At 67.9% G+C, this 25,356-nt stretch carries 20 protein-coding genes; 12 read left to right on the top strand and 8 right to left on the bottom strand.

Features of this window, described 5'->3' with window-relative positions; genetic code table 11:
- Positions 1–33 precede the first annotated feature (33 nt).
- The 3 genes from EBN03_RS16795 to EBN03_RS16785 all read left to right on the top strand — a co-directional run bounded on the left by EBN03_RS16795 (position 34) and on the right by EBN03_RS16785 (position 2,552).
- Entirely contained in the window at positions 34–1,548 is a 1,515-nt protein-coding gene (locus EBN03_RS16795) for an alpha/beta hydrolase (RefSeq protein ID WP_158675652.1), read from the top strand.
- A gap of 334 nt (positions 1,549–1,882) precedes the next feature.
- Positions 1,883–2,209 (top strand): WXG100 family type VII secretion target, encoded by a 327-nt coding sequence (locus tag EBN03_RS16790; RefSeq protein WP_122188966.1) that lies wholly within the window; start codon positions 1,883–1,885, stop codon positions 2,207–2,209.
- Between the two features lie 43 nt (positions 2,210–2,252).
- The gene (locus tag EBN03_RS16785; RefSeq protein ID WP_122188965.1) at positions 2,253–2,552 is read left to right on the top strand and encodes a WXG100 family type VII secretion target; all 300 of its coding nucleotides are present in this window, start codon (positions 2,253–2,255) and stop codon (positions 2,550–2,552) included.
- 76 nt (positions 2,553–2,628) lie between these two features.
- Here the strand turns inward: EBN03_RS16785 and EBN03_RS16780 are convergent, their stop codons facing one another.
- The 7 genes from EBN03_RS16780 to EBN03_RS16750 all read right to left on the bottom strand — a co-directional run bounded on the left by EBN03_RS16780 (position 2,629) and on the right by EBN03_RS16750 (position 12,102).
- Entirely contained in the window at positions 2,629–3,822 is a 1,194-nt protein-coding gene (locus EBN03_RS16780; RefSeq protein ID WP_158675651.1) for a DUF7373 family lipoprotein, read from the bottom strand.
- Positions 3,823–3,842: 20 nt separating this feature from the next.
- Entirely contained in the window at positions 3,843–5,108 is a 1,266-nt protein-coding gene (locus EBN03_RS16775; RefSeq protein WP_147471613.1) for a DUF7373 family lipoprotein, read from the bottom strand.
- Positions 5,109–5,127: 19 nt separating this feature from the next.
- Entirely contained in the window at positions 5,128–6,837 is a 1,710-nt protein-coding gene (locus EBN03_RS16770; protein WP_122188962.1) for a serine/threonine-protein kinase, read from the bottom strand.
- A gap of 116 nt (positions 6,838–6,953) precedes the next feature.
- Positions 6,954–8,204, bottom strand: coding sequence for a DUF7373 family lipoprotein (locus EBN03_RS16765; RefSeq protein ID WP_122188961.1), 1,251 nt, complete (start codon positions 8,202–8,204; stop codon positions 6,954–6,956).
- Complete coding sequence (locus EBN03_RS16760) at positions 8,201–9,442, bottom strand: DUF7373 family lipoprotein (RefSeq protein ID WP_147471612.1); 1,242 nt, start codon at positions 9,440–9,442, stop codon at positions 8,201–8,203. The genes EBN03_RS16765 and EBN03_RS16760 overlap by 4 nt, the downstream gene beginning before the upstream one ends.
- Before the next feature lie 180 nt (positions 9,443–9,622).
- A complete protein-coding gene (locus EBN03_RS16755; protein ID WP_122188959.1) occupies positions 9,623–10,858 on the bottom strand; it encodes a DUF7373 family lipoprotein in 1,236 nt (411 codons plus the stop codon).
- Positions 10,858–12,102, bottom strand: a complete 1,245-nt coding sequence (locus tag EBN03_RS16750; protein WP_122188958.1) for a DUF7373 family lipoprotein — start codon at positions 12,100–12,102, stop codon at positions 10,858–10,860. Before EBN03_RS16750 ends, EBN03_RS16755 begins: the two co-directional genes overlap by 1 nt.
- Positions 12,103–12,268: 166 nt before the next feature.
- On the opposite strand from EBN03_RS16750, the gene EBN03_RS16745 reads away from it, so the two are divergent.
- Positions 12,269–13,645 (top strand): FHA domain-containing protein, encoded by a 1,377-nt coding sequence (locus tag EBN03_RS16745; RefSeq protein ID WP_233608425.1) that lies wholly within the window; start codon positions 12,269–12,271, stop codon positions 13,643–13,645.
- A gap of 232 nt (positions 13,646–13,877) precedes the next feature.
- On the opposite strand, the gene EBN03_RS16740 is transcribed toward EBN03_RS16745, so the two are convergent.
- Complete coding sequence (locus EBN03_RS16740) at positions 13,878–15,320, bottom strand: neutral zinc metallopeptidase (protein ID WP_122188957.1); 1,443 nt, start codon at positions 15,318–15,320, stop codon at positions 13,878–13,880.
- Positions 15,321–15,416: 96 nt separating this feature from the next.
- Between EBN03_RS16740 and EBN03_RS16735 the strand changes: the two genes are divergently transcribed.
- The 8 genes from EBN03_RS16735 to EBN03_RS16700 all read left to right on the top strand — a co-directional run bounded on the left by EBN03_RS16735 (position 15,417) and on the right by EBN03_RS16700 (position 25,320).
- Entirely contained in the window at positions 15,417–18,107 is a 2,691-nt protein-coding gene (locus tag EBN03_RS16735) for an ATP-binding cassette domain-containing protein (RefSeq protein WP_122188956.1), read from the top strand.
- 79 nt (positions 18,108–18,186) lie between these two features.
- A complete protein-coding gene (locus EBN03_RS16730) occupies positions 18,187–19,755 on the top strand; it encodes a hypothetical protein (protein WP_233608424.1) in 1,569 nt (522 codons plus the stop codon).
- A gap of 170 nt (positions 19,756–19,925) precedes the next feature.
- Positions 19,926–20,369, top strand: coding sequence for a 50S ribosomal protein L13 (rplM, locus tag EBN03_RS16725; RefSeq protein ID WP_122189095.1), 444 nt, complete (start codon positions 19,926–19,928; stop codon positions 20,367–20,369).
- Positions 20,366–20,884, top strand: coding sequence for a 30S ribosomal protein S9 (gene rpsI, locus EBN03_RS16720; protein ID WP_122188955.1), 519 nt, complete (start codon positions 20,366–20,368; stop codon positions 20,882–20,884). The genes rplM and rpsI overlap by 4 nt, the downstream gene beginning before the upstream one ends.
- 234 nt (positions 20,885–21,118) lie before the next feature.
- Positions 21,119–22,486, top strand: a complete 1,368-nt coding sequence (gene glmM, locus EBN03_RS16715; protein WP_122188954.1) for a phosphoglucosamine mutase — start codon at positions 21,119–21,121, stop codon at positions 22,484–22,486.
- A gap of 128 nt (positions 22,487–22,614) precedes the next feature.
- The gene (locus EBN03_RS16710; protein ID WP_122189094.1) at positions 22,615–22,935 is read left to right on the top strand and encodes a hypothetical protein; all 321 of its coding nucleotides are present in this window, start codon (positions 22,615–22,617) and stop codon (positions 22,933–22,935) included.
- Positions 22,932–24,440 carry a hypothetical protein gene (locus tag EBN03_RS34200; RefSeq protein ID WP_158675650.1) on the top strand — a complete coding sequence of 503 codons (1,509 nt, stop codon included), beginning with the start codon at positions 22,932–22,934 and terminating at the stop codon, positions 24,438–24,440. The genes EBN03_RS16710 and EBN03_RS34200 overlap by 4 nt, the downstream gene beginning before the upstream one ends.
- Complete coding sequence (locus EBN03_RS16700; RefSeq protein WP_147471611.1) at positions 24,427–25,320, top strand: hypothetical protein; 894 nt, start codon at positions 24,427–24,429, stop codon at positions 25,318–25,320. Before EBN03_RS34200 ends, EBN03_RS16700 begins: the two co-directional genes overlap by 14 nt.
- Positions 25,321–25,356 lie beyond the last annotated feature (36 nt).

Here is a 25,356-nt window from a genome sequence, read left to right as displayed (position 1 = left end):
ACCGTCTCGCCGGGCCGACCAGGAGAACTGTCGATGAAGCCGTGGATTCGGTGTCTCGTGCTGAGTGTCGTTGTGGCCTCGGCACTTCCGGCTGCCTCCGCTGCCGCGGATCCCGCTGGTGACGCGCCGGCCGGGCTGGAACGCTTCTACCACCAGGACATCACCTGGGGACCGTGTCACGACGACACCCTCGACGCGGCCGGCGCCGACTGTGGAACCGTCACGGTGCCACTGGATTACAGCAAACCCGACGGCCGCACCCTCACCCTCGCGCTGTCCCGGATCGCGGCGGCCGACCCCGCGAAGCGGCGCGGCGTACTGCTGACCAACCCGGGCGGTCCGGGCGGCCGGGGCCTGACGATGAACGCGGCAATCGCATCCCGGCTCAGCCAGGACGTGCGCGACAAGTACGACCTGATCGGCATGGATCCCCGTGGTATCGGCCGCTCCGACTCGGTCCACTGTGCGATCCCGCTGCCGACCATGTGGTTCTCCTCCGGCTTCGACACCCTCGGCTTCGCCCGCGACGGTGCGGTCGCGGGCGCCTGGGCGACGTCGTGTGTGGCCCCGGATCCGGAGAAGGTCCGAAACATCACCACCCGCAACACCGCTCGCGATCTGGACGTGCTGCGCGGGGTATTCGGCGAGGACAAGCTGGACTACTACGGCGTCTCCTACGGCACCTACCTGGGTGCGGTCTACACCCAGATGTTCGGCGACAAGGCCGGGCGGATCCTGCTCGACAGCGCCCTGGACCCGAACCGCTACTGGCTGGGCATGGTGCAGGACTGGGGGCCGATCAACGAGTACGCGCTCGACGACTGGGCCGCCTGGGCCGCCCGCCACGACGACCAGTACCACTTCGGTACGACCGCGCCGGCGGTGCGCGCGTGGGTGGAAAACCTGATTCGCCGGGCGGCCGCGCATCCGGTGGCGAGCCTCTCGCCGATCAACCTGATCGACGAGCACACCGTGCCGGTCATGATGTTCTCGCAGCTGGCGAACCCGCAGGCCAACGGCGATCTCGCCGACATCCTGGCCGTGGTGGACCGGGCGGTCGACGGTCAGCCGGTCGACATGAACGAATTGCTGAAGAGCACAGCCGGATCCGCCCGCATCGAACCCGGTGCGGAGGCCGCGGTCATGTGCGGTGACCGGGCGGCGCCGCGCGATCCGTCCTGGTATCTGGCGCAGGTCGACGCGGCCCGCGCCACCCAGCCGGTGTTCGGCGCCTTCGCCAACGACATCACCGCCTGCGCGTTCTGGCCCGACCCGCTCGAGCCGACCACCGAGGTGCACAACGACGTTCCGGCCCTGATCCTGGCCTCCGACCACGACCCGCGCACCGCCTACTGGGAAGGTGTTGCCGCCCACCAGGAATTGAGGGGATCTGTGCTGGTCACGTTGGAGAACACCAGGATTCACGGCGCCTTCCGGCCCGGCCTGAGCCCGTGCGTGAACGACGCCGCGAACACCTATCTTTCGACCGGTGTGCTGCCGTCCGGCGACCTGACCTGTCAGCCGGAGGCGAGCTTCTTCCCGCAGTAGCCGCGGCAAGAAGGCCTGCGGGAGCCGAGAATCAGGGATGCTCGGCTGGGAACGCCGGGGTATGCTGAGCCAGTCGACGCCAGGGTTCGCACCCGGCGCAGATGGCAAGGGGGGAGGGGGTTCGAACTCATGACTCGTCGATCGGTACGTCCGCGTGCGGGGGATCCGCGGGTCGATTCCGTTCGGTCCGTTGCCCACTGGCGAAGCTGTGGCGCAGATCACATGTATCTCGGGGTCCGGTCGGAACCGGTGTGGCTGTGAGTGCGTCCAAGTGAATGAACTAGGTCAACTGGGCAACTGGGACGTTGATCTACAAGCGAAAGAGGAGTTGCACATGGCAGCGGCAAACATGAAGTACAGCCAGGAACAGCTCGACCAGAAGGTCCAGGACTTCACCGACCTGCACGACATTCTGAACAAGGCCATCACTGAGTTGCGGACCGAAACCGACGCGATCCCGTCGAAGTGGGGCGGCACTGCGGCCAACGCGTTCATCACGCTCATGGATTCGTTCACGGACAAGTTCAAGTCGATGAACGACACCCTCATGCAGACCGCCGACAGCCTCAAGACTGCGGGCAAGACCTTCCAGGCTCAGGACGAAACCAACAAGGCCCAGGTGTCGCAGCTCATGGGCTCGCTGGATCTGCCCGGCCTCTGAGCTGCGGACACTCTCTCTCACTTTCGAACCTAGGAGTTCAATCATGGCCACCGATCCCGGTGTCGTTTTTTCCAAGTTCCACGAGGTCAACGAGCTGGCCGACGCCATTGTCAAGAAGGCCGGCGCGCTCGAGGCCGACCTGCAGGAGTTCTACAAGGGCGTCCAGCAGTACTGCGAGCAGGCCGACGGCCAGATGAACGACTCGTTCCAGCAGAAACTGGGCAACTGGAACGAGCGGATGACCGACTTGAAGACCACGCTGCACTCGGCCGGTCAGACGGTCGGCGCGGGCAACGACGACCTGCAGAACACCGACCAGAACCTCTCCAAGCTGTTCCACTGAGCCTGGAGTCGCACGTGCGACTGTGCCCCGGTCATCTCGAAATGCCCGGGGCACAGGTGTATTCGGGGGCAGGAAGCTACTGACTGTTGGCCAGCAGCGCGTATTGTGCGGCAGCCTGTTGGTGTACATCCTGCAGCTGATCACTGTCCAGCCAGGCGACGTACTGCCGGTACGACACCGTGCAGCGGAACCGTTTCGTGTGGTAATCGTCGTCGTCGGGCTTCTTCTCACCGCATTTCGCGGTCGGCACTCCGGGCGGCGGTGCGGTGTCACCGGGGTAGCCGTGGTGCACGATCTCCTCGGCCAGGCGATCGGCACTGGCCGAATCACGGCTGCGCAGCAGGATCGCCCGCGTCTGCAGGGAGGTCAGCGCGAAACGATCGACCCCTTCCCGTGCCAGCAGATGCTGCCAATAGTCGCGGTCGCGGCTCTGATGCAGCAAGCCGGCCGGTTCCCCCGAGATTCGGTCGGTGAACGAAGGAATGGTGAAGCCGTCCGGATTCAGCGTGCGCAGCAGCATGCGGTCCGGGTCGAACGGCAGGCGCAGGATCTGTTCTGGGGTCAGCGGCGCGAGTGCGTCCAGCTTCGGCAGCTGGGCGGCGTAGGCGGTCGCGGCCATCCGGGTCAGTGCGGCCGGATCGGCTGTGGGTTGCTGCACCACCAGGCTGACCACATACTGGCCGTGGGCGACGGTCGAGTGCAGTGTCGGAGTATCGGGATTCCAATAGCTGTGTGCGGCAGGGTAATCGGCGAGCTGTAGATGCTGGCTCCCCGCCGCTCCAGCGAAGCCTCGTTCGTCGATCTGGGCGGCGGCGGTGGCGGCGTTGTCTGCGGTCGGAAACTGCATGACCAGCAAGGTGGCGCCGAGACCGTCGTGCGGAGTGCCCCCGTACCGGTCGGATTCGCGATCGGTCGCCGCGGACGCGAAGCCGAACATGAGCCCGTTGTCGTCGAGGGCCGCGGGATCCACGGATGTGTCGTATCCTTCGGTGACCGCCTTGCTTCCGAGCCCGAATTTCAGCTTGGGGTCGATCTCCTCGCCGGTGAGGACCTGGTCGGCCAGCCGTGCGACAGCGAGTTCCTTGGCATCGAGGTAGGTCGGGTAATAGGTCGAGCGGAGATCCAAGGGATCAGTGGAATACTGCCCCACGTCGAGGGTGCGGACGTCTGGTTCGGCGGGGCGGGCGGTACCGGCCGTGTGCGTGCCGCAACTCGTGGCGGACAGGGCGGTAGCCAGGATGACCGCGACGGAAGCTGCTCGTGCCCACATGATTTCGGTTCTGTCCTCGATCATTTGCTGTTGACGAGGATCGCGTACTGTGCCGAGATCCGCTGTTGCGCGTCCGCGAGCTGGGTGGCTGCGACGTCAGCCGCATAGCGTCCGAAGGTCACCGAGCAGTAGAAGCGGGGTAGCTGGTTGTACTGATTGGCGAGCCGGTCCTCGGTGCAGCGCGCGTTCGGTAGGCCGCGCGGTGCGGCGGCCGGTCGATAGGTCCGTCCCAGCGTCGTGTGCGCGACCGCGATTTTCTCCGCCGACTCCGGATCCTTTGCGCGATAGACGGTTCCGCCGTTCTTGGCGACCCGGTCCACGCCGGTTTCCCGGAAGAGGTCGATATCGTGGTCGGGCCAGCGGGATACTTGCAGGCCACCGTGCGCGTCGTAGGCAGCGGGGATTCCGCCGTTGAAGCTCGACGTGTCGGCAACCGCGGTCGGTAGGGTGCGGCTCAGTACGCCGTCCAGATCCACGTCGAGGTCGGTCAGCTTGTCCTGTGGGGTGAGCGGAAACTTGTCCAGCTGTGGTCCGAGAGCATGGATAGTCTCGGTGACCCACTTCGTGAGCCGGGGAAGATCGTTGGGGTCCAATGGTTTCGGCTTACCACCCGGGCCGTCGAAGAAGTTGATCTCGCTCAGCACATTATCGTCGACGGCGGTGAGTATCACGTAGTTGCGATACGGGAACCAAGAGGTCAGTACCCCCGCGGACGTTCCGGTGTATGCGAGGGCGCCGGGATACTGGTCTATGGTGACCCGGTTCTTCCCGGCCCCGTCGGCGAAATCGGCGTTGCCCATCCCGGTGGCGGCGGCCGCTGCTGCCTTGTCATCGGTGAAGATCATGACGACGTTGTCGACGTCGACCGCCAGATTTCCGATGCGGTCGGTCGATCCACTGATCACGAACCCCGAGACGAATCCGGGAGCCGCTGCGGTGAATGCGCCGGGGTCGGCGTTCGTTCGCAGGCGGATCGCGGCGGAGTCGAAGGAGATGAACTCACGCACGACACCGGATGTCCCGCCCGGCGCGAACTTCAGCGCGGGGTCGATCTCCGCCGGCAGGGGGACGTAATTGCCGAGGCGGGCGGCCTCGACCAAGCGGCCCTTGTCGACCGTCGTGGTCTTGCCGAAGTCCTTCGGTTGCGTCGGCAGGTTACCGACGTCCAGCTGGCTCAGATCCACCGGCGCCGGCGGCGGCGGTTTCGGTGTGCTCGAACCGCACCCGCTCACGGCCAGCACCACCGCGATCAGGCACACGCCGAAAATAGCTGTTGCCCTGTGCATGATGTCCCCCCCGGCGGCCTTACTTCGTGACGCCCTTTTGCAGCGCCGGGACCAGCTTGTCCAGCAGTATCTGCTGCGAGCCGGGACTCCAGTTCCGCATAGCCGACACCGCCGCCGGGTCGTCGAGCGGGATGACCTTCGCTCGCGAACTCTGCAGCTGGTACGGAATGCCGAGCAGGCCACCGTTGCCGGCTTGGGCATCGCTGCGGACGGCGAGAATGTAGCTGTCCGAGGACGCTTCGATACCGTTGTAGTCGGTGTCACTCAGCGGGCGCGGCGACGGCTCGTCCCCGGACTTGGAGTAGTTCAGGTTGTAGACGAACCCCAGGGCCTCCATGAACTGGGTCTGGGGTGTGCTGCTCAGATAGATGGCCATCTTGTCGTTGTTCGTGACATCGACGATGGTGACGGACTTGCCCTTGAACAGAGGGTTGGCCTTGGCGGCCTGGTCCGGTGAGGTATAGGTGCCGGGCGTCGCGATGGCAGGGGCCGCGCTCGAGGTCGACGAAGCGGCGGGTGTGCTCGGGCTGCTGCCCTTGGTGGCGACGATCCCGATGACGATGGCCAGAACCACGACGACCGCAGCGCCGGCGCCGATCATCAGCTTGCGGCGGGGCTGGGTGGTCGGCTTCAGCGTGAGTGAGGTCGAGGATCCGGAGGAGGCGGGCGGCTGCTGCGGATAGCCGCCGGCCTGGCCGTAGTTCCCCGTCTGGCCGTAGTTCCCGGTCTGGGTGTAGTTGCCCGCCTGCCCGTACTGCTGGGAGTAGGTCTGCCCGTACGATCCGGTGGTCGGATTAACCTGTGCCCCACGAGGATCCGTGCCGGTGGGCGCGTAGGTCTGGATCGGGTACGACGGTGCAGTGTGGCTGCCGGTCGGCTGGTAACCCGGCTTGAGGATTGCCGTCGCTGCCTCGGTGAATTCGCGGCAGGTATTGAAACGGTCGGCCGGGTTCTTGGCCATCGCTTTGGCGAACAGCTGGTCCAGTCCGGCAGGCAAGTGCGGATTTACTGCCGTGGGGCGCGGCGGCGGCTCGTAGAGGTGACCCATCATCACCATCGCCGGTTGTGTTGCCGGATAAGGGTTCTGGCCCGTCAGCAGCTTGTAGAACGAGCAGGCGAGGCTGTAGATGTCACCGCGGTGGTCCACGGAACCGCCCTGCAGCTGTTCCGGAGGCGCGTACGCGATGGTGGCCACGAAGCTGCCCGTCTGGGTGAGCTCGTTGGTGTCCTCTTCCGATTTGGCGACACCGAAGTCGGCCAGGAAGACTCGTTCCTCCTCGTCGTCGTCACCCTTGGCCAGCAGGAAGTTCGCGGGCTTGATGTCGCGGTGCAGCAACCCGCGCCGGTGGGCATAGTCGAGGCCCTTGCCGACTTCGGTGACGATGCGCAGCGCACGCAGCGGAGTCATCGAGTGCGGGTCGCGGGCCAGTTCCGCTGAGCAGTCCGTGCCGTCGACGTACTGCATGGCGATCCACAGCTGGCCGTTCTCCTCGCCCCGGTTGTACACCGAGACGATGTTCGGATGATCCAGCGCGGCAACCAGATTGGCCTCGCGCTCGAAACGGCCGCGGAACTCGGCGTCGTTGGACATCTCCGAGGACAGCACCTTGACCGCGTCCATCCGCGGCAGACTCGGGTGCTTCGCCAGGTACACCGCGCCCATGCCGCCCTGGCCGAGCAGGCGCTGGATTCGGTACCCACCGACGATGGTGCCGGGACTCATCGCCATCTGTCACAAACTCCTGCTCGTACGGTGGGGGAGACAACCTCTGCCGGAGCATACCGGGCTGGTCTGATTCCGGTCGAGGTGCTGATCATGGTCTTGGGCGGAGCCGCGTGCCTGGGCTATTCCCACTGGCTGTTTGCGAACAATGCGTACTGGGCAGCAGCCTTCTGCTGCGCGTCCGTCAGTTGCAGGGAGGCGACGTAACCGACGTACTGGCGGTACGCCACGATGCAGAGGAATTTAAAGCCGTCATCCGAACCGATTCCGGCCCACCCGGTGTACTGCAGACAGGTCGCGTCGGGAACGCCGGGCGGTACGTCGACCACTGACCCGTCGACCGCCATTGTGAGATGATCGGTGACGGCCTTTCGAGCATGGTTGGGGTCGGCGGTACGCAGTACGAGCGCGGAGTCGGTGAATGCAGCCGAGGTAACCCCGAGCGCGTCCAACGTCTGCTTCGCTCGCACGAAGTTCGGTTCATAGTTGAGGAGCGTGTGCGGACCGACGACGGTGTTCTGGTCGTTGGAACTTCCCAGCGGCATCTCGAACGCATAAGGATTGAGGGTTCGGCTGAGGATGTGGTCGGGGTCCAGCGGAAGGTGTACCGCGTCCTCGTCGGTGATCAGGTTGCGTGCATCGAGCTTCGGTAGTTGTACGTCATAGGCCTGTTGGGCCAACATGGTTAGTGCAGTGAGATCTGCGGTGGGAGTTGCCACGAGCAGGGCCGTCACATAGGGACCATGTGCCAGAAAACTCCGCAGTGTGGGCGTCCCTGGACGCCAATGGGCATGTGTATCAGGATATTTCGCAATCGGAGCAGGCTGGTTCTGGTCTTGGTACCGTCCGAAATCTGCTTCGTAGAATTCGGTGGCGGCGGCGGATGCCTCTGCGGGGGAGCCGAACTGCATGACCATGATGCTCAGACCGGTACCGTTCTGGGCCATGTACGGCCAATCGTAGCGGGCGAAAATGGTATCTGTGTCGTACCCTTCGGATTCGAAACCGAACATCAGGCGGTGCCGTTGTGCGACCGACTGCATGTCGCTCGAGTCTCCGAGATCCTTCGCCGGGCTCTGGGCGCTGAAGGTCCGAGGGTGATAGTCACCGTTGGATACCAGTCCGGGCGATACTTGATCCGGCGTGGCGACATCCTCGCCCAAGCGCAGGCTGCCCACTTGTGACCAGCTGAGCATTCCGGGTTCCGCGTCGTTGTTGATGTCGAGTGGCTTGACCGGATACTTGCCGATATTGAGAGTTCGAACATCGATCTCGCCCGCTGTCGGTCCGCCGGACACGACGCTGCAGGAGGACAGCGACACGGCGGTCAGGATGGCGATGATCAGGACTGCGAGGCCGCGCATGGTCGTCATTTCGTCTTCACCAGGATCTCGTATTGCGCCGAGATACGCTGCTGGGCATCGGTCAGCTGATTGGACCACGACATTGTGGCGTAGCGCCCGTACTTCACCGCACAGTAGAAGCGGTTGGCCATCCTGCCCGCAGTCAAGTCTTCGCGGCACAGCGCAGGTGGCAGACCCTTCGGTGGCGCGGCGGCGCGATTGTGCCGGTGCGGTCCACCGAGTTCATCGCGAACTTCGAGGGCCGCCGCGGAGTCGCGCGTGCGATACAGCACAGTCATGTAGTCGGCGATGAGATCGATGCCGTCGCGATCGAACCTGGCGCGTGCCACTTCCTGATCGGATTCGAAGTTGAGTTGCGTGTGTGCGTTGTACACCACCGGTTGCAGCTTCGCGTCGTCGCTGTCCCCTCGTGGTGGGCGCATCATTCGCTCCAGCATCTTCTCGGGATCCACCGGAACCGACATCAGCTGATCCGGTGGGGTGGGAGTGAACTTCTGCAGTGCCGGGACCACGTGATCGAGACTGTCCGATACGAATTGAGTCAGTACAGTCCGGTTGGCGTGACCGAGCTTCAGGTCGGCCTGACCGCGGTACCCCGTGTACACGACGAACTTCCCAGTGGGGTACCAGCTGTGGACTTGCTGCCACCCGGACTTCCAGTGTGCGTGTGCGCCCGGGTATTTGGCGATCGGAAGTTCTTCGTTCGCAGTGTCCGGAAGCTGATTACCGTAGGCGTCGGTGGGTGTGCCGTAAATGCCGGCGTGAGAGTCGCTGAAGGCGCGTGCCGAGAAGGCCGCTGCTGCCGTGGTCGCCTGCTGCTCATTGCCGAAGATCATCACGGCGTTGACCAGTTGGTTGCCCAGGGTGTGTGGGCTGTCGGTGCCGTATGTGGTGTATCCGCCAATATAGCCAGGAGCGTCCTCACTGAATTGATCGTCGGCCCACAGCGCGCCGACAAAGTCGTTCTTCACGTCCGGGCCGGCTCCAAGGACCAGACCGGATTGGATTCCGGAGTACTTGAACTTCGGGTCGATGTCCGAAGCCAAAGGAAGAACGTTCCCCAGCCGTATTCCTTCGTACAGTGCCGCCTCGGCCGCGTTCTTCGGCGCTGGCAACGGATGCGGCTCAGGGTCATAGGGCCCGACATCCAGCTGGCTGAGATCGACGACGGGATCGCTCACCCCATTGCCCGCGTGGTCCCCACACCCGCCCGTGACCATCGCCATCACCACGACGAGTGCAGTCACCAACCCCACTGAACTACGCACGACTTCCCTCCCCGGCGAGCTGCCGACCCCCGCGCGTTCCCGCCTTACGTCTCGAACCTAACATCCACCACCCCGGAGTCCTCGACCGAATTTCGTCGGTGCGTGGCGACTCGGCAGGTCAGCGAACCTCACCCAGGCGACGGCACGGATGCTTCCCGCTCACTCCCACTGGCTGTTGGCCAGTAGTGCGTACTGGGCGGCGGCTCGTTGTTGGGCGTCGGTCAGTTGGCCGGCTTGGACGTAGCCGACGTATTGGCGGTAGGCGACCATGCAGGTGTAGCGGGAGCTGGAGGAGTTCGGGTACTCCATGCAGGCCGAATCCGGTACTCGTGGTGGGGCGTCGGCGGGGGCGCCGTTGGGGCGGGTGGAGAGGTGTTCTGTGACGGCTTTTTTCGCGGTGGCTGTGTCGCGGGCTTTGACCACGACGGCGGCGTCGGTGCGGGCCACGGCTGTGGCGCCGAGGGCGTCGAGGACTGTGCGGGACGCGTGCCGGTCCATCGTGTAGTGCAGGTACGTATGGGCGCCGACGGCGAGGTTGACGTCGTCGAAGGACGGGCTCTCGGACTGTTCCGGGTTCAGGGTGCGGCTGAGCAGGTAGTCCGGGTCCAGCGGGAGCCGGACCGCGTCCATGTCGCTGATCAGTTTGCGGGTGTCCAGCAGGGGCTGCTGGACGTCGAAGGTCTGCTGGGCCAGGGCTGTGAGGGCACCGAGGTCCGCGGTGGGGGTGGCCACCATTGCCACGGTCACGTACCGGCCGTGCGGGAGGAAGGCCTCCAGGGAGGCGACACCGGGCTGCCATTGGGCGTGTGCGTCCGGGTATTTCGGCAGCGGCACCGGCTGGTTCTGGTCGTGGTAGGTGTCGAAGCGGGCGTTGTAGAGGTCGGTGGCGGCGCGTTTGGCGTCGTCCTCGGTGCCGAACTGCATCACCGAGATGGCCAAGCCCTTGCCCGGGGAACTCAAAGCGGGCCAGTGGTAGTCGGAGAAGTCGTTGGACGCCTTGTCCAAACCCGTTGTGGTGAAACCGAAGTACATGTGGTCGCGCTGCAGTATCGGGCCCAGCAGATCGGAATCACCGAGGATCTGCTTGGGGACCGCGGCGGTGAACGACTCGGACTGGTATTCCCCGGCGTTGTAGATCAGCTTCGGGTCGACCTGATCCGGGGTGGCCACCACCTCGGCCATCTGCACCGAGCCGGCCTGTGACCAGTCCAGCGTGCCGGGCTCCTGATCAGCGTTGATGTCCAGCGGTTCGATCGGGTATTTGCCGACATCGAGAGTGCGGACGTCGATCTCGCCCGCGGTGGGCTTGTTCGCGGCCGTGCCGCAGGAGCTGACGGTCACGGTGCAGGCGGCCGCGACCAGCGCCGTCGCCAGGATGCGCATCGATCGCTTCATCACTTCGCCTTCACCAGGATCGCGTACTGCGCCGAGATGCGCTGTTGAGCGTCGAGCAGCTGGTCCGACCACGACATCGCCGCGTAGCGGCCGTAATTCACCGCGCAGTAGTAGCGGATCGTGCCGAGCTCCTTGCCGCGGTACTCGCGGCAGATCGCTGCGGGCAGATTCTTCGGCGCCTCCGAAGGTTTGAAATGTTTACTACCGCCGCCCAATTCGTCACGTGCGTCCAGGGCGGCCGCGGCGTCGCGGGTCCGGTAGAGGCGAGTTCCGTAGTCGGAGAAGCGATCCACGCCGTCGCGCTCGAACCAGACCTTGTCGCCCTTCTGGTCGTCGGTGAAATTCAGTGCGGCACGGGCGTTGTAGACGCCCGGCGGATTCACCCATTCGCCGGTGGCCGCTTTGGGACGTTCCAGGGTGCGGTTCAGCATCCCGTCGGGATCCATCGGCTGATCGGTGAGCTTGTCCGGCGGCGTCGAGTTGTAGTTCTGCAGGGCAGCCGATTCGGCGTCCAGGCTGTGGGTGACCAGGTCGATCAGAACCGCGCGGTCGGCATGGTGCAACGCGATGGCGTCCTGCCCGTACACCGAGGTGAACACCACGAAATTACGGAACGCGAACCAGCTGAAGATCGCCTGCTGACCGGGCCGCCAATGCGCGTGCGCGCCCGGGTATTTGGCGATGGGCACGACCTCGTTGGCCGGCTGGGCGGGATCGGGGGTATCGCCGAGGCCGTCGGTCGCCGGTGCGGCGAACGCACGCGCCTGATAGGCGGTCGCCGCGGCGGCGGCCTGGTCCGGGGTGCCGAAAATGAGGACGGCATTGAGCAGTTCGGTGCCGTTGTTGTGCGCGTCGTCGCGGGCGTAGGTGGCGAAACCGCCCGCGTAGCCGGGGCCGTCCTCGGCGAAATGGTCGTCCTTCCAGAAGTCCGAGATCACCGAACCTTTGATGTCGTCGGTGAGCACCAGGCTGTTCTGGGCGCCGATGTACTGGAAGGCGGGATCGATGTCGGACGGCAGCGGCACCACATTGCCCAGGCGTTCGGCCTCCATGGCAATGGCCTGGGCCGTATTGCGGGGCTTGTCCCAGGTGCCCGGTTCCGCCTTGTAGGGGCCGACATCGAGCGTGCTGAGGTCGACCGCGGCCTCGGCGGGAGTGGCTGCGCCACCGTGACTGCCGCACCCCGCCGTCACCAGCCCCGCGACCAGGACGAGCGCCGCCAGCGCACCGGAAGATCTGCGCACGATGGTCCCCCTCCCGTGGAACTCATGCCGTACGAACCCTCGTGTGCGTGCCGGTTCGCCGCCCGACGAACATAGCATCCGTTCTCAGCGTTCGGAGTCGGCGCAGGTCACAGGCCCTTATGGCGGCAGCGGTCGCGAACCGCGCCACGGGCGCTAACCTGATCGGGTGGTGACGCGTGCGCAGGTCGAGGTGGTTGCGGGCAACCATGTCGTGGTGCGGGTGTCCGGGGTGATCGTGGTGGTCGGGCACCGCGAGCGCGGTCCGCTGACCGCCGCGTCGCCGGCGCTGCAGGCTGCCGAGGCCCTGGCCGCACTGGTATCCGAGGCGGCCGACCAGGCGCCCGACGGCCCGGGCCGGCTGATCGCCCGGGAGGCGACCCGGTGGCTGATCCGCGACGCGGACCAGATCATTCCCGAGCGGGCCATCGATCTGGGCATCCTCTCGACCGCCGACACCGGCGGGGTGGCGATCTTCCTGCACGGCCGGGTGACCGCGCTGCTCGCGGGGGCCGACGGCATCGAGACCTATCGCGGTGTGGACGCGGCCTTCACCATCGACCGGGTGGTGGAACAGCCGGCGCACGCCGTCGCGGTGTTCCTCGACGACGACAGCGGACAGGTGCCCGCGTTGCCGGAGCGGGGGATCGGCGCGCTGACCGAGGGCGTGCTGCCCGGGTCGGGGGCGATCGCCTGGTTCGGTGCCGACCGGGCGCGAGCCCGCGACGAGGACGGCCCGACCATGCTCACCCAGCGACCGCGGCCCCAACAGCCGCCCACCGCACAGCAACTCGACGTCGTCGGTCGGCCGCAGCCGGAGAGTCGGCCGCAGGGCGAGCGCCCACAGCAGCGCCCGCCGTTCGAGCCGGTGCCGCCGACCAACCCGCCGCCGTTCCCGCAGCCGACCGCGGCGCAGCCGGCGACCCCGCCGCCACTGCCGCAGCCGACCGCCGCGCAGCCGGCGACCCCGCCGCCACTGCCGCAGCCGCAGGCCACGCCGCCGCCGCTACCGCAGCCCGACCCGGATCTGGAACGCCGGCTGGAGGCCACGGCCAAGGCCGACCTGTCGGCGCTGAAAGTGCTGGGCTTCAAGTGCGCTCGGTCGCATCCCTCCGATCCGCGGGCGGCGTTCTGCACGGTGTGCGGCATGCCGGTCGACCAGACCCAGGCCCCGACCGAGGTGCTGCGCCCGCCGCTGGGTGTGCTGATGCTCGACGACGGCACCACCATCCCGCTGGCGGTGGACGTGGTGATCGGCCGCGAACCGGAGACCTCGGATGCGGCCCGAAACGGGTTGCTGCCCATCCGGATCGACGACGCCTCCGGCGGAATGTCCCGCGCCCACGCCGAATTCCGCCTGATCAACTGGGATGTGACGGTCGTGGACCGCGGTTCGACCAACGGCACCCGCATCCGTCCCCCCGGCTACCCGGAATGGGTTCGCGTCCAACCGAACCAGCCCATTCCTCTGCAACACGGCACCGAAGTGATGCTGGGCAACCGAGTATTGCGCTTGGATCCGACAACACCACCACCGTTCGGCTGACCGAGCACCTACGCACGCCCGCCGACGTCGCGAGGACGAGATGCGCTGGCGCGCATCCGAACCCGTGAACCGAAGGCCGAAACCGCAACCCAAAGGCGGCAACTGATTTCGTGCGGCTCGGGTAACTCACCGGGTACGCCCAAAATCGCTTCGCACCCCCACCGCCGCCACGGGTACGAAACCGCCAACGGCACCCAGCCGCCCGCAAAAAACCCGGGGAGGCGGGGGAGCCTCACGCGTAGCGGGACTCGCAGGTTTGCTCGGTGCCGAGGACGCCGGCGCGGAAGGCGTCCACGCGGGAGAATCCGCTGGGCACCGTGTTTCCCTGAATGTCGCTGGCGGCCAAGCCGTCCGCGAGCAAGCCGGAGACCGCCTTGTCGAGATCGTCCGCGGACAGGGCGATGTCGCCGGCGGCGGCGGTCCGGGTGGGGTCGGCGAGTTTCGCCGAGATCACCCCCGACAGGCAGGCGGCGCGCAATCCGGCCTTGGCGCCGGTCAGTTCCTGGCCGGCGGCGTGCTGGACGGCGAGCGTGTAGCGGGAGACGAATACGACGTAGGCGTTGTAGTCGCCGTCGATCCGGGCCGGGAACTCGTCCTGATCGGCCGGTACCTGGCCACGCTGGGCCAGTGCCGGGACGTCGGTGCCGATGGTGTTGCTGGTGGGGCAGTAGCTGACCGGTTCGGTGCCCTTGCCGTCCGCACAGGGCAGCTGCGCGCCCGAATAGTCGAACACCGGTGCCGCGGGGATGGGCATGAGCGCGGTGAGGGCCCGGCTCAGTTCGGTGAGCGTGCGCCTGGTCACCGCGAGCTGCCCGTGCTGTTGGTCGCCGTCGAAGCTCTGTGGCAGCCCGTGGCGGCGGCGGTTCACGTCGGCCAGGTCGATCTTCTTGCATCCGGCGGGTCCGTCGGTGAACCCGATCTGCACGCCGCTGACCCGTTCGAACGCTGAGCCGTGCACCGCCTCCACGTCGCCGGGATTGTTGTCGCGGATCGAAACCGTCGCGGCCAGAACGCTGTTGAGGCCGTCGGAGGTGTTCAGCACGAAATGCGCGGCCTTGTCCTCGGCGACGTACCGCATGAACGCGCCGGCGAAGCAGTCCGCTTGCTGTTCCCGGACGATCATCGGATCGTTCGGACCGACCAGATGCGCCATTGACTGAATTGCGTGACCGTACTCGTGGGCGAGCACCATCACCTCCGCCATCGGGCCGAAACTGGTCTTCATCATCGGCATCAGGAGCCCGCGATCCCAGCCGATCGAATTGTCGTTGCGACAGTACGCGGCGTTGACCAGGTGATTCGTTGTCGCACCGCAGAACTGGGTCTCGTCCACCCGCGGTGCGCGCGCGTTCCAGGAGTAGAACGTGGCCGGCGGGGCGAAGGTGCCGTCGAATTCGGTGTGATACTCGTCGCGCCAGTAGGCCTCGATATCGTCGATCGCGTTCAGCGCGGTCGCGTCGAACTCGCCGCCGTCGCCGCCCACCGCGGTCCGGGTACTCGCCGGTGCGCCCGGGCGCGGCCCCGACGGGCCACCGGTCGTCGGCAGCCCGGCCACCTGGAAGGCGTTGTCGTACACCGATACTCCGTGGCCGTCTATGGTTCTCACACATCCCGACGTCGCACCCGCCACGATCGCCAGCACCCCCAGCGCCGCGATCACCCGACGTTTCCCCACTACCGCAACCCGTCTGTCCACTCCATACCGCGCGCCCCGCGGCCGGTACGGATTCACCCCGCACCGATGTCCGGCCGATCGAATATTATCCGGGCCATGTCATCACCGGGGGCGCAGAGAATCACCGTGCGCTACGAGGGAACCGACCGGGCGTTCGAGCCGGGTCAGCAGGTCACCATGGGGCGGGCGCCCGAGGTGACGTTGTTCGTCGACAGCCCGCTCGTCTCGCGCGTGCACGCCGTGCTCGCCTGGAAGGGTAATGCCTGGGTACTGGCCGACAACGGCAGCACCAACGGTGTGTTCCTGGACGCTCGCCGGATCACGCAGGAGGTTCCGGTCGACCGGCCGCTGCTGATCCGGCTCGGCGACGCGCACACCGGACCCGCGGTGCAGCTGGTTCCGCCCAGCCGCCCCCCGGCCGCGGCCGCGACCCGGGTGGTCGATCCCGACCTGATCCGGCAGGCGCAGCCGTCGCACCCCCAGTTCCCGCAGCAGAATCGGCCGGGCCCGCCACAGCAGGGACACGGCCAGTTCGACAACCGCGCGCAACCCAACCGGGGACCGCACCAGCAGCCGCGCCCCGCCACCCCGGCCTACCAGCAGCCCGTCGTGCCGTCCCAGAACCGGCCACCCACGCCGCCGCAGAGCGGGCCGATGCAGAATGTGCCGCCGCGCCAGCCGAACCAGCTGCGCCCGCCGGTGAGCAACGACCTCGGCAAGCAGCAGCCGCGCCCCGAGACCGACAACATCAACATGACCCGCAAGGCCGACACCTCTTCGCTGCCCCCGGTGCGGCAGCGGCCGCCGAGCGGCCCGATCGCCAAGGCCGACCGAATTCCGGCCAGTGGCTTGAACATCGGTCGTACCAGCGACAACCACATCGTGGTCAACGACCCGCTGGCCTCGCGCCGGCACGCGCGTCTGGTGAAGGCGCCCGAGGGTCTGGTCATCGAGGACGCCGGTTCGGCCAACGGTACGTTCGTCAACGGCCGCCGCGAAACCCGCACGGTGCTGCGGGAACGCGACGTCGTCACCATCGGTAACGCCGACTTCGCCGTCAAGGACGGCATTCTCGTCCTGCGTGAGAAGCCCGCCGCCGAGCAGGGACTCGACGTGCACGGCGTGGCGTTCACCGTGGAGGGCCACAAGCAGCTGCTGGTCGACGTCAACATGCGCGCCGGTCGCGGGACGCTGACCGCGCTCATCGGCCCCTCCGGCGCCGGCAAGTCCACGCTGTCGAAACTGATTGCGGGCCTTACCCATCCGACCCAGGGTGTGGTGACCTTCGAAGGCCGCAACCTGCACGCCGAATACGAGGCGATGCGCTCCCGGATCGGCATGGTCCCGCAGGACGACGTGCTGCACCGCCAGCTCACCGTCCGCCAGGCACTGAACTTCGCGGCCCAGCTGCGACTGCCCGCCGACACCAGCAAGGAAGACCGCAAGCAGGTCATCGACGGTGTGCTGGAAGAGCTTTCGCTCACCCAGCACGCCGACACCCGGGTCGACAAGCTCTCCGGTGGTCAGCGCAAGCGCGCCTCGGTCGCCCTCGAGCTGCTGACCGGTCCGTCGCTGCTGATCCTCGACGAGCCGACCTCGGGTCTGGACCCGGCGTTGGACCGTCAGGTCATGGTCATGCTGCGGGAACTGGCCGACGCCGGCCGCACCGTCATCGTGGTCACCCACTCGGTGGCCTGCCTCGACATGTGCGACCAGGTGTTGCTGCTGGCGCCCGGCGGCAAGACCGCGTACTGCGGAAAGCCCAGCGCGGTCGGCGAATTCCTCGGCACCAGCGACTGGGCCGACATCTTCGGCCGGGTCGCAGCCGATCCGGACGGCGCCTTCGCCAATTACCGTTCCCGCCAAGCCGCGACCACTCAGCCACCACCGGTCACCCCGCGCGGCGACACCGGTGCCCCGCCGAAATCCAGTGCGTGGAAACAGTTCTCGACCCTGTCCCGGCGGCAGGTGCGGCTGATCTTCGCCGACCGCGGCTACCTGATCTTCCTCATCGTGCTGCCGCTGCTGCTCGGTGTGCTGACCCTCGTGGTGCCCGGGAAGAACGGTCTGGCGCGCGGGCCGCTCACCCAGGTCACCGGCGCCGACGGCGCACCGGTCTTCGTGCCCACCGGCGGCGGTGAAGTGCAGACACTGCTCATCGTGCTCATCCTGGGCGCCTGCTTCATGGGCTCCACGCTGACCGTGCGTGACCTGGTCGGCGAACGGCCGATCTACTACCGGGAGCGGGCGGTCGGCCTGCTGCCTTCGGCCTACCTGATGTCGAAGATCGTGGTGTTCGGTATCGCCGCGCTGCTGCAGTCGGCGGTGCTGGTCGCCATGGTGGTGTTCGGCAAGAAGCCGCCGGGCGCGGGTGTGCTGATCCACAACGGCAGTGTCGAGTTGTACATCGCCATCGCCTTGACCGCGGTGTCGTCGGTGGTGATCGGGCTGCTCATGTCGTCGCTGTCCAAGTCGAGCGAGCAGACCCTGCCGTTCCTGGTGGGTGTGGTCATGTGTCAGCTGGTGCTGGCCGGTGGCATCATCCCGGTCACCGGCCGGGTCGGGATGGAGCAGGTGTCGTGGCTGTTCCCCGCGCGCTGGGGTTTCGCCGCCGGTTCCGCGACCGTCGACATCCGCAACATCTTCCCGGCCGCCCAGAAAGACGCGCTGTGGCAACACCAGGTGGGCTACTGGGCGTTGGACGTCGCCATGCTCGTGGTCCTCGCAGTGGTCCTGTCGGTGGTGACCTGGTGGCGGCTGCGGCTGAAGAAATCCAGCTCGGCGTAGTGGCGATCGTGTCGCAGCGACGCTGTTCGCGCTATTGGGACGACCTGCCGCGCGCGGTGTCGAGACGGCAGGCACACTTATGGCTGTGACAGCTCGAGTGGGGGCCGTACATCTCGGCTGGGATGTGGTTTCGGTCGCTGCCGGCGGTGGCGGGATGCCGATCCGTCCGGTCCAGGTGGAAGGTACATTCACGCCGCCGGCGTACCTGCTGGCGGACGCGAAGGGCGGTCTGCACACCGCCGGTCTCGACCGCCGGCGCCCCGATCTGGGCCTGGCGGTCTCCGACGTGCGCGACATCCTCGGTCACCAGCAGATCGTGATCGCCGGCGCGACCTGGCCGGCCGAGCTGGTGTTCCGCGCCCGGCTCTACAACCCGCTCGCCGCGATCGGCGCGCACCTGAAGGCCCGGCCCGAGGTGGTCGCCCTCCCGTTCCCCGACGACTGGCCCGACGAGAAGGTCGACGAGTACGCCCGGCTGGTGGAAACCCTCGGGGTGGCGGCCGAGCCGATCCCGGAATCGGTCGCGCTGTCGGGCTACCTGCGGGCACTCGGCCTGGTCCGCCCGTCGACCGGCGGGCGTAAGGCCCCCGGCATCACCGGCGTGTACTCCGACGGCCGGGAATGCCTGGTGGTCGCCGTCGACGCCGACGACGAGCGGCCCACCGAATCGGTCGGGGTGCCGATCACCTCCGACGCGCTGCGCGACTCGCGTACCGCCGACAACACCGTGATCGAGGTGATGGCCGCCGCGCGCTCGATCGGCGCCGACACCTCGAGTGTGCTGCTGACCGGCAACGTCTGCTTCAACGACGCCTTGCGGCTGGCGTTCCAGAACCATCTGGGCAGCCGGTTGCGGGTGGCCGACCATCCGATGCACGCGCTGGTCCTCGGCGCGGCTCATCTGCTGGTGACCGAGAGTGAAGCGGCGCAGCCCACACCGCCGGGCCGTCCGGCACCGCAGCCGGGCTGGGGTGCGCAGGGACCGCACGGCGGTAGCGCCGCGCCGCAGGGCGGACAGCTCGGTGGCGCGGCTGCGCCAGGCAGTTCGCCGGCCGGTATCCCGATGCAGCCCGGTACTTCGGCGAACCGGCCGCCGACCGGCCCGGTGCCGCGGCCGCCGGGTGCCACACCGCCGGGTGCGCAGGCCCGCCGCGCCGCCCCCGACGACACCGGATCGGGTGAGATCCGCCGGCCGCAGGAAGCGCCGGCCGCCCGGCCGCGGCTCACCCAGCCGTCCGCCGACGACTTCGGTGCCACCACCCGGGTATCGCGGTCGCCGGAGAATTCCGGCCCGATCGGAACCGGATCCAGCGGAGCCGAGCAGGCCGGTGGGGGCTGGAACAAGGCGCGCAACAGCCTGTTCGGTGCCTCGATGCTGGCCGGCGCGGTCGCCGCCGCGACCGTGGGCCTGCACGGCAGTGCGGGGCCCGCCACCGCGGCGCAACCCCAGGTGACCACGCACGCCCCGGTCGCCGACGTCGTGCTGCCCGCCGACGCCCGCGACGGATGCGCGCCGCAACCCGCGCCGCCGGTCAAGCGGGCGCGGACCGCCGCCGACGACTGCGCCACCCACGGCACCGAGAACCTGCACTACCGGATGCCGATCGTGCCCGCGGCCGCCGACCCCGGCCCGCCGCTGCACATCTGACCCGGGCGATTTCGAGGGCCGGGAAGCGGCTGGTAAAGTACCCCGTCGGCGTGCGATACGTCGCGGGTTCGCTCGCGTCGTCCCACGAGCCCCGGGTCTCTACCGGCCGCCGGGATACCTCGATCGCACGCCTTGTGCTGGCAGAACACGACGACAGACAGGGAAGCACTGTGCCTACGTACAGCCCGAAGGCGGGTGACGTGACCCGCCAGTGGTACGTCATCGACGCCACTGACGTGGTGCTCGGTCGCCTTGCCGTGCAGGCAGCTGGTCTGCTGCGCGGCAAGAACAAGCCGACCTTTGCGCCGAACGTCGATGGTGGCGACTTCGTCATCATCATCAACGCCGACAAGGTTGCCGTCTCCGGCAACAAGCGTCAGGACAAGAAGCTCTACACCCACTCGGGCTACCCGGGCGGTCTGAAGTCCCGCACCGTGGGCGAGCTGATCGACACCCGCGCGGACCGTCTCGTGGAGCGTGCCATCAAGGGCATGATCCCGAAGAACAAGCTGGGCAACAGCATTGCCCGCAAGCTGAAGGTCTACGCCGGCCCGACGCATCCCCACGCCGCGCAGATGCCGGTTCCGTTCGAGATCAAGCAGGTGGCCCAGTGACCGCTCCTGAGGAATACACCGAAGAGTTCGTCGAGGACGCTGTCGTCGAGGACGCCGCTGCCGAGGTCGTCGACGAGGACTACAGCTACGAGGCCGAGGCTTCCTTCGCCGCCGAGCCGATCCTGATCGACCGCCCGGTGCAGACCGTCGGTCGTCGTAAGGAAGCGGTCGTGCGCGTCCGCCTCGTGCCGGGTTCGGGCAACTTCACCCTCAACGGCCGCACCCTCGAGGACTACTTCCCGAACAAGGTGCACCAGCAGCTGGTCAAGTCCCCGCTGGTGACCGTCGAGCGCGTCGAGACCTTCGACATCCACGCTCGCCTGGTCGGTGGTGGCCCCTCGGGTCAGGCCGGCGCGCTGCGCCTGGCCATCGCCCGGGCGCTGATCGAGGTCACCCCGGACGACCGCCCCGCCCTGAAGCGGGCCGGCTTCCTGACGCGTGACCCGCGTGCCACCGAGCGTAAGAAGTACGGTCTGAAGAAGGCCCGTAAGGCGCCGCAGTACTCGAAGCGCTGATGTTCGCGGGTGCGACCGTGCCCTTCCTGCCTCCACGGGGGACAGGGTACGGTCGTACCGGCACCTGTACGAGAGCAGGCGCTCCCGTTCGTTTTCGGACCGGGACGCCTGCTTTCGTGCTGTAAGGACGAGGTGGTTGTCGGTGGTTTCGCCGGGTGCGTCCGGGGGTACGCCGGATGTGTCCGCGCGGCCTCGGTCCGAAACTTCGCAGATGAACCTATGAGGGGCGAGAGTATGGGACGGTTGTTCGGCACCGACGGGGTCCGTGGCCTTGCCAATGGGACGTTGAGTCCGGAACTGGCACTACAGGTTTCGGCGGCGGCCGCACAGGTCCTGAGTCGCGGCAAGAGCCGCGCGGTGGCGGTCGTCGGCCGCGACCCGCGCGCCAGTGGCGAGATGCTGGAGGCCGCGGTGACCGCGGGTCTCACCTCGGCCGGCGTCGACGTGCTCTCGGTGGGCGTGCTGCCGACCCCGGCCGTGGCCTACCTGACCGCCGCCTACGACGCGTGCCTGGGCGTGATGATCTCCGCCTCGCACAATCCCATGCCCGACAACGGGATCAAGATCTTCGCCGCCGGTGGGCACAAACTCGACGACGCGATCGAGGACCGGATCGAGGAACTGGTCCGCGCGGGTTCCTTCACCCGCCCGACCGGTGCCGGTATCGGCCGGGTGCTGAGCCAGTCCGGCGCGGACGGCCAGGTCGAGGACCTCTACAGTCTCGCCGGCACCCACGAACGCTATGTCGAGCACCTGGTCGAGGCGGCCGGGCAGGACCTGACCGGGCTCACCGTGGTCGTGGACTGCGCGCACGGCGCCGCCTCCGACGTCGGCCCGGCGGCCTACCAGGAGGCGGGCGCGCGGGTCATCGCGATCAATGCCGCGCCCAACGGGCTCAACATCAACGACGGCTGCGGATCCACGCATCTCGAGCAGGTGCAGCGCGCGGTTCTCGAACACGGCGCGGACCTCGGGCTCGCGCACGACGGGGACGCCGACCGCTGCCTGGCGGTCGACGCGAACGGCGCGGTCGTCGACGGGGACGCGATCCTGGCGATCCTGGCGCTCGGCATGCAGAAGACCGGCGATCTGGCGCACAACACACTGGTCGCCACCGTCATGAGCAATCTGGGCCTGCACATCGCCATGCGCGAGGCCGGAATCGAGTTGCGCACCACCGCTGTCGGCGACCGCTATGTGCTCGAGGAACTGCGGCGCGGTGGATTCAGCTTGGGCGGTGAACAATCCGGGCATGTGATCTTCCCGAAGTACGGCACCACCGGTGACGGCGTGCTGACCGGGCTCGAACTGATGGCGCGGATGGCCGACACCGGCCGCACCCTGGCCGATCTGGCGAGTGTGTTGCAGACGGTGCCGCAGGTGCTGGTCAACGTTCCGGTCGCCGACAAGGCGGCGGTGGCCGCTGCCGTCGACGTCCGGCAGGCGGTCGCCGAGGCCGAGCGCGAGCTGGGCGACACCGGCCGGATCCTGTTGCGGCCCAGTGGAACCGAGCAGCTGGTGCGGGTCATGGTGGAGGCCACCGACGCCGACCGCGCACACCGGATCGCCGACGACCTCGCGAAACTCGTCGCCTCGGTCTGATCTTCGTTCGCCGGACCGGATTCGGCTGGGACGGTGCGGGATCCGGTGTCCCGCCGCATCTGTCCCTTGTGCGGGTTATGGTGGAGACGTATTCGGTCGCTGTGAGGCTGTCCCGCGAGGGGGAACTGATGGACGCGCTGAGACTCGATCCGGTGGCCATGGCCACCTATACCGCACTCGCACAGACGGTGTCGCAACAACTGGCGTCGGCGTCGTCGGCCGCCGCCGAGGCCGTGCAGCCCCAGGTGCTGGCCGACGATCTGGGCCTGATCGGGGCCGAGTTCGCGGCCCGGTTCACCGAGGCGGTCGGCACGCACGCCGCGGCGATGGCCACCGCCGGGCAGCTGGTGGCCACGTATGGTGCTGTGCTGCAAGGGTATTCCGGCGAGCAGCAGGCGACCGACGCCGCGTCCGCCGCCGCGCTGCGCGGAGTCGGTGAGCAGCTGTGAGGCTGTTGAAACCGCGCCCGGTCCAGCCCGCCGCGCAAACCTCGGTAGCGACCGGGCATTTCGGCACCATGGATCCGCCGATCGTGGCGGCGCTGGTGAAACCGTTGCTGGCCTTGCGTTCCGCGCTGGGCAGCGGGCGGCCCGCGCCGAATCCGGTCATCACCACCGCGCTCACCAGTGCCTCCTCGCACAACGCCGATGCCGAATCCCAGCACCGCGACGGGGTGTACACGCTCGAATCGAGTTGGTCGGGTCCGGGCGCGCAGGCGGCGGTTCCGGCGTTGCGCACCACGCAGACTCAGCTCGGCGACATCACCGACCGCGGGCCGGCCTATCTCGGGGTGCTGGCCGACGCGCAGAACACCTCCGCCCGCGCCGCCACCCAGGTGGACCGGATTATCGCGAACTTCCGGGCCGACGCGAAGACCATCCTGGCCGGTGCCACCGCGGCACCCGATACCGATGCGCTGATCAACCGGGCCGCACAAGCCTTGCGTGACGCGATCACCGCCGTCACCACCGCGCAGACCGAGATGGCCGACCACACCCAGCGGCTCTCCGACATCGGCCCGATGACGGTCGTGCAGGGGGTGTCGGCGCCGTACGACGGGTCGAACCAGACGGGCGTGAACCAGTACGGGGCAACCGATCCGGCGAATTCCACCCAGTACGGCGGGCCGGATCCGGCGCCGAACACCGGGGCCGCGCCGGCGAGCGCGAACCGGTCCGGGGATCAGTCGGTGGTGCCTGCCGCGACGGCCACCGGTGCGGTGCCGGCCGATCCGGCGCAGGCGGCCCAGTTGCAGCTGCAACAGCAGTTGATCAGCGCGGGAGTGCAATTGGGCACCTCGGCCATCAACGCCGGGGTCGATATCGGTACCCATCTGATCGACAAGATCGCCGAACTCGGTACGCACCTTATCGATTCGGTCGCCACCGAGGCGGAGACCGTGGTGCCGGAACTGCTGCACCTGCCGCAGCCGAACGGGACCGCCTCGACCGAGACCGGTGGGACCACGTCCGGGACGGGCACCGAACAGACCGGGGTCGCGATCCCGGGCGCGCCGTCCGGTACCGGCACATTGTTCCCGGGCCTGTCGACGCCGGCCCCCTCCGGTTCTACCCCGGTACCCTCGCTGTCCACGCCGGCGCCCTCGGTGAGTGCGCCGCCGTCGACCGGCACGACCTTCCCCGGGCTCGGCAGCACTCCGGCACCGGCGGGGCCGAGTGTGCCCAGTACGCCGAACTATTCGGTGCTCCCACCGGATCCGGGTCCCGCCGCACCGGACCCGGCGACGACCGCACCACCGGCCGCCGGTACCGCCGCGCCCGCGCCCGCCCATCAGGATCCCGGCCCGGTCGGCGGCATGGCGTTGCCCGCGACGCCGTCGCCCGGTACGACGGCCCCCAAGCCCGACAGTGGTCAGCTCGGCGTCACCGAACCGGCTGCGCTGGAACTGGTTCCGGCCGCCGTCATCGGCGAGTTCGGTGATGACTCCCTCTGAACCCGAAGTGCCACCGGACAATCCGTTCGACCTCGGATTGCCCATGTTGCGCATCCCCGAGCCCAGCCGGCGCGGGCGCCGGGCGCGCCGACAAGAACCCGTCGCGCCGCCACCCGCCGCACCGGCCGCCGGTGACTGGGCGGAATGGCTCGATCCGCGCCCGGCCGGGCCGCCCGAGCCACCCCGGCCCTCGACCAGTCACCGCATCGATCCCACCGAGGACGACGCACCGGTCCGGGTGCCGGTGCTGATCGACCGCTCCGGCGGCAACCCGGGGCCGCGCGTGCGCCGGCCGCGAAATCGCAACGCGCGGCGAGGATCCGATCGCATCCTCGGCGTGCTGGCCATGCTCGGTGTCGCGGTGGTGGTGGTCAGCGTGCTGCTCACGGTGATCCACACCGGGCGGCACAAGACGCCAGCCATGGCGGCATCCCCGCGGGCCACGCCGATCCCCGCGGGCGTGGCCGCGACGACCTCCGCCGCCCCGGCGCCGGCCGCGATCGCCACCGACGACTGCCGCAGCCAGAACACCCCGGAGGTGGTGTCGGGCACCGATCCGGGCGGCACCACCTCCGGCCCCGACGCGATCCTCGCCTTCGAACGCGCCTACTACGTGCAGCGTTCGGGCTTCGCCGCCCGCGCCGTGGTCGCCGACGACGCCCAGGTCCCGCCGGCCACCCAGATCCAGCGCGGCATCGACAAGGTCCCCGCCGGCACCCGCTACTGCGTGCAGATCACCCGCGTCCCAGCCGTCGACGGCCAGTACGAGGTCCGCCTCACCCAGCAGCCCCCCGCGGACCGCGCGAGCATCTTCACCCAGATCATCACCACCCGATCCATCGCCGGCCGGACACTGATCTCCACCATCAGCGCAGGCTGAGGCCGGCCTCGCTGCGACTGCGGCACGGAACAACGT

This window comes from Nocardia stercoris (assembly GCF_003696265.1).
GTDB lineage: Bacteria > Actinomycetota > Actinomycetes > Mycobacteriales > Mycobacteriaceae > Nocardia > Nocardia stercoris.
This window is presented reverse-complemented; position numbering and strand designations above follow the sequence as displayed.

What these genes read in the sequence shown, in the direction of transcription:
- EBN03_RS16780 (WP_158675651.1), bottom strand. Translation starts at nt 3,822, where the DNA reads ATGTGGGCACGAGCAGCTTCCGTCGCGGTCATCCTGGCTACCGCCCTG.
- EBN03_RS16735 (WP_122188956.1), top strand. Translation starts at nt 15,417, where the DNA reads ATGTCATCACCGGGGGCGCAGAGAATCACCGTGCGCTACGAGGGAACC.
- EBN03_RS16730 (WP_233608424.1), top strand. Translation starts at nt 18,187, where the DNA reads ATGGCTGTGACAGCTCGAGTGGGGGCCGTACATCTCGGCTGGGATGTG.
- EBN03_RS16790 (WP_122188966.1), top strand. Translation starts at nt 1,883, where the DNA reads ATGGCAGCGGCAAACATGAAGTACAGCCAGGAACAGCTCGACCAGAAG.
- EBN03_RS16710 (WP_122189094.1), top strand. Translation starts at nt 22,615, where the DNA reads ATGGACGCGCTGAGACTCGATCCGGTGGCCATGGCCACCTATACCGCA.
- glmM (WP_122188954.1), top strand. Translation starts at nt 21,119, where the DNA reads ATGGGACGGTTGTTCGGCACCGACGGGGTCCGTGGCCTTGCCAATGGG.
- EBN03_RS16755 (WP_122188959.1), bottom strand. Translation starts at nt 10,858, where the DNA reads ATGAAGCGATCGATGCGCATCCTGGCGACGGCGCTGGTCGCGGCCGCC.
- EBN03_RS16765 (WP_122188961.1), bottom strand. Translation starts at nt 8,204, where the DNA reads ATGACGACCATGCGCGGCCTCGCAGTCCTGATCATCGCCATCCTGACC.
- EBN03_RS16770 (WP_122188962.1), bottom strand. Translation starts at nt 6,837, where the DNA reads ATGGCGATGAGTCCCGGCACCATCGTCGGTGGGTACCGAATCCAGCGC.
- EBN03_RS16785 (WP_122188965.1), top strand. Translation starts at nt 2,253, where the DNA reads ATGGCCACCGATCCCGGTGTCGTTTTTTCCAAGTTCCACGAGGTCAAC.
- EBN03_RS16775 (WP_147471613.1), bottom strand. Translation starts at nt 5,108, where the DNA reads ATGCACAGGGCAACAGCTATTTTCGGCGTGTGCCTGATCGCGGTGGTG.
- EBN03_RS16700 (WP_147471611.1), top strand. Translation starts at nt 24,427, where the DNA reads ATGACTCCCTCTGAACCCGAAGTGCCACCGGACAATCCGTTCGACCTC.
- EBN03_RS16795 (WP_158675652.1), top strand. Translation starts at nt 34, where the DNA reads ATGAAGCCGTGGATTCGGTGTCTCGTGCTGAGTGTCGTTGTGGCCTCG.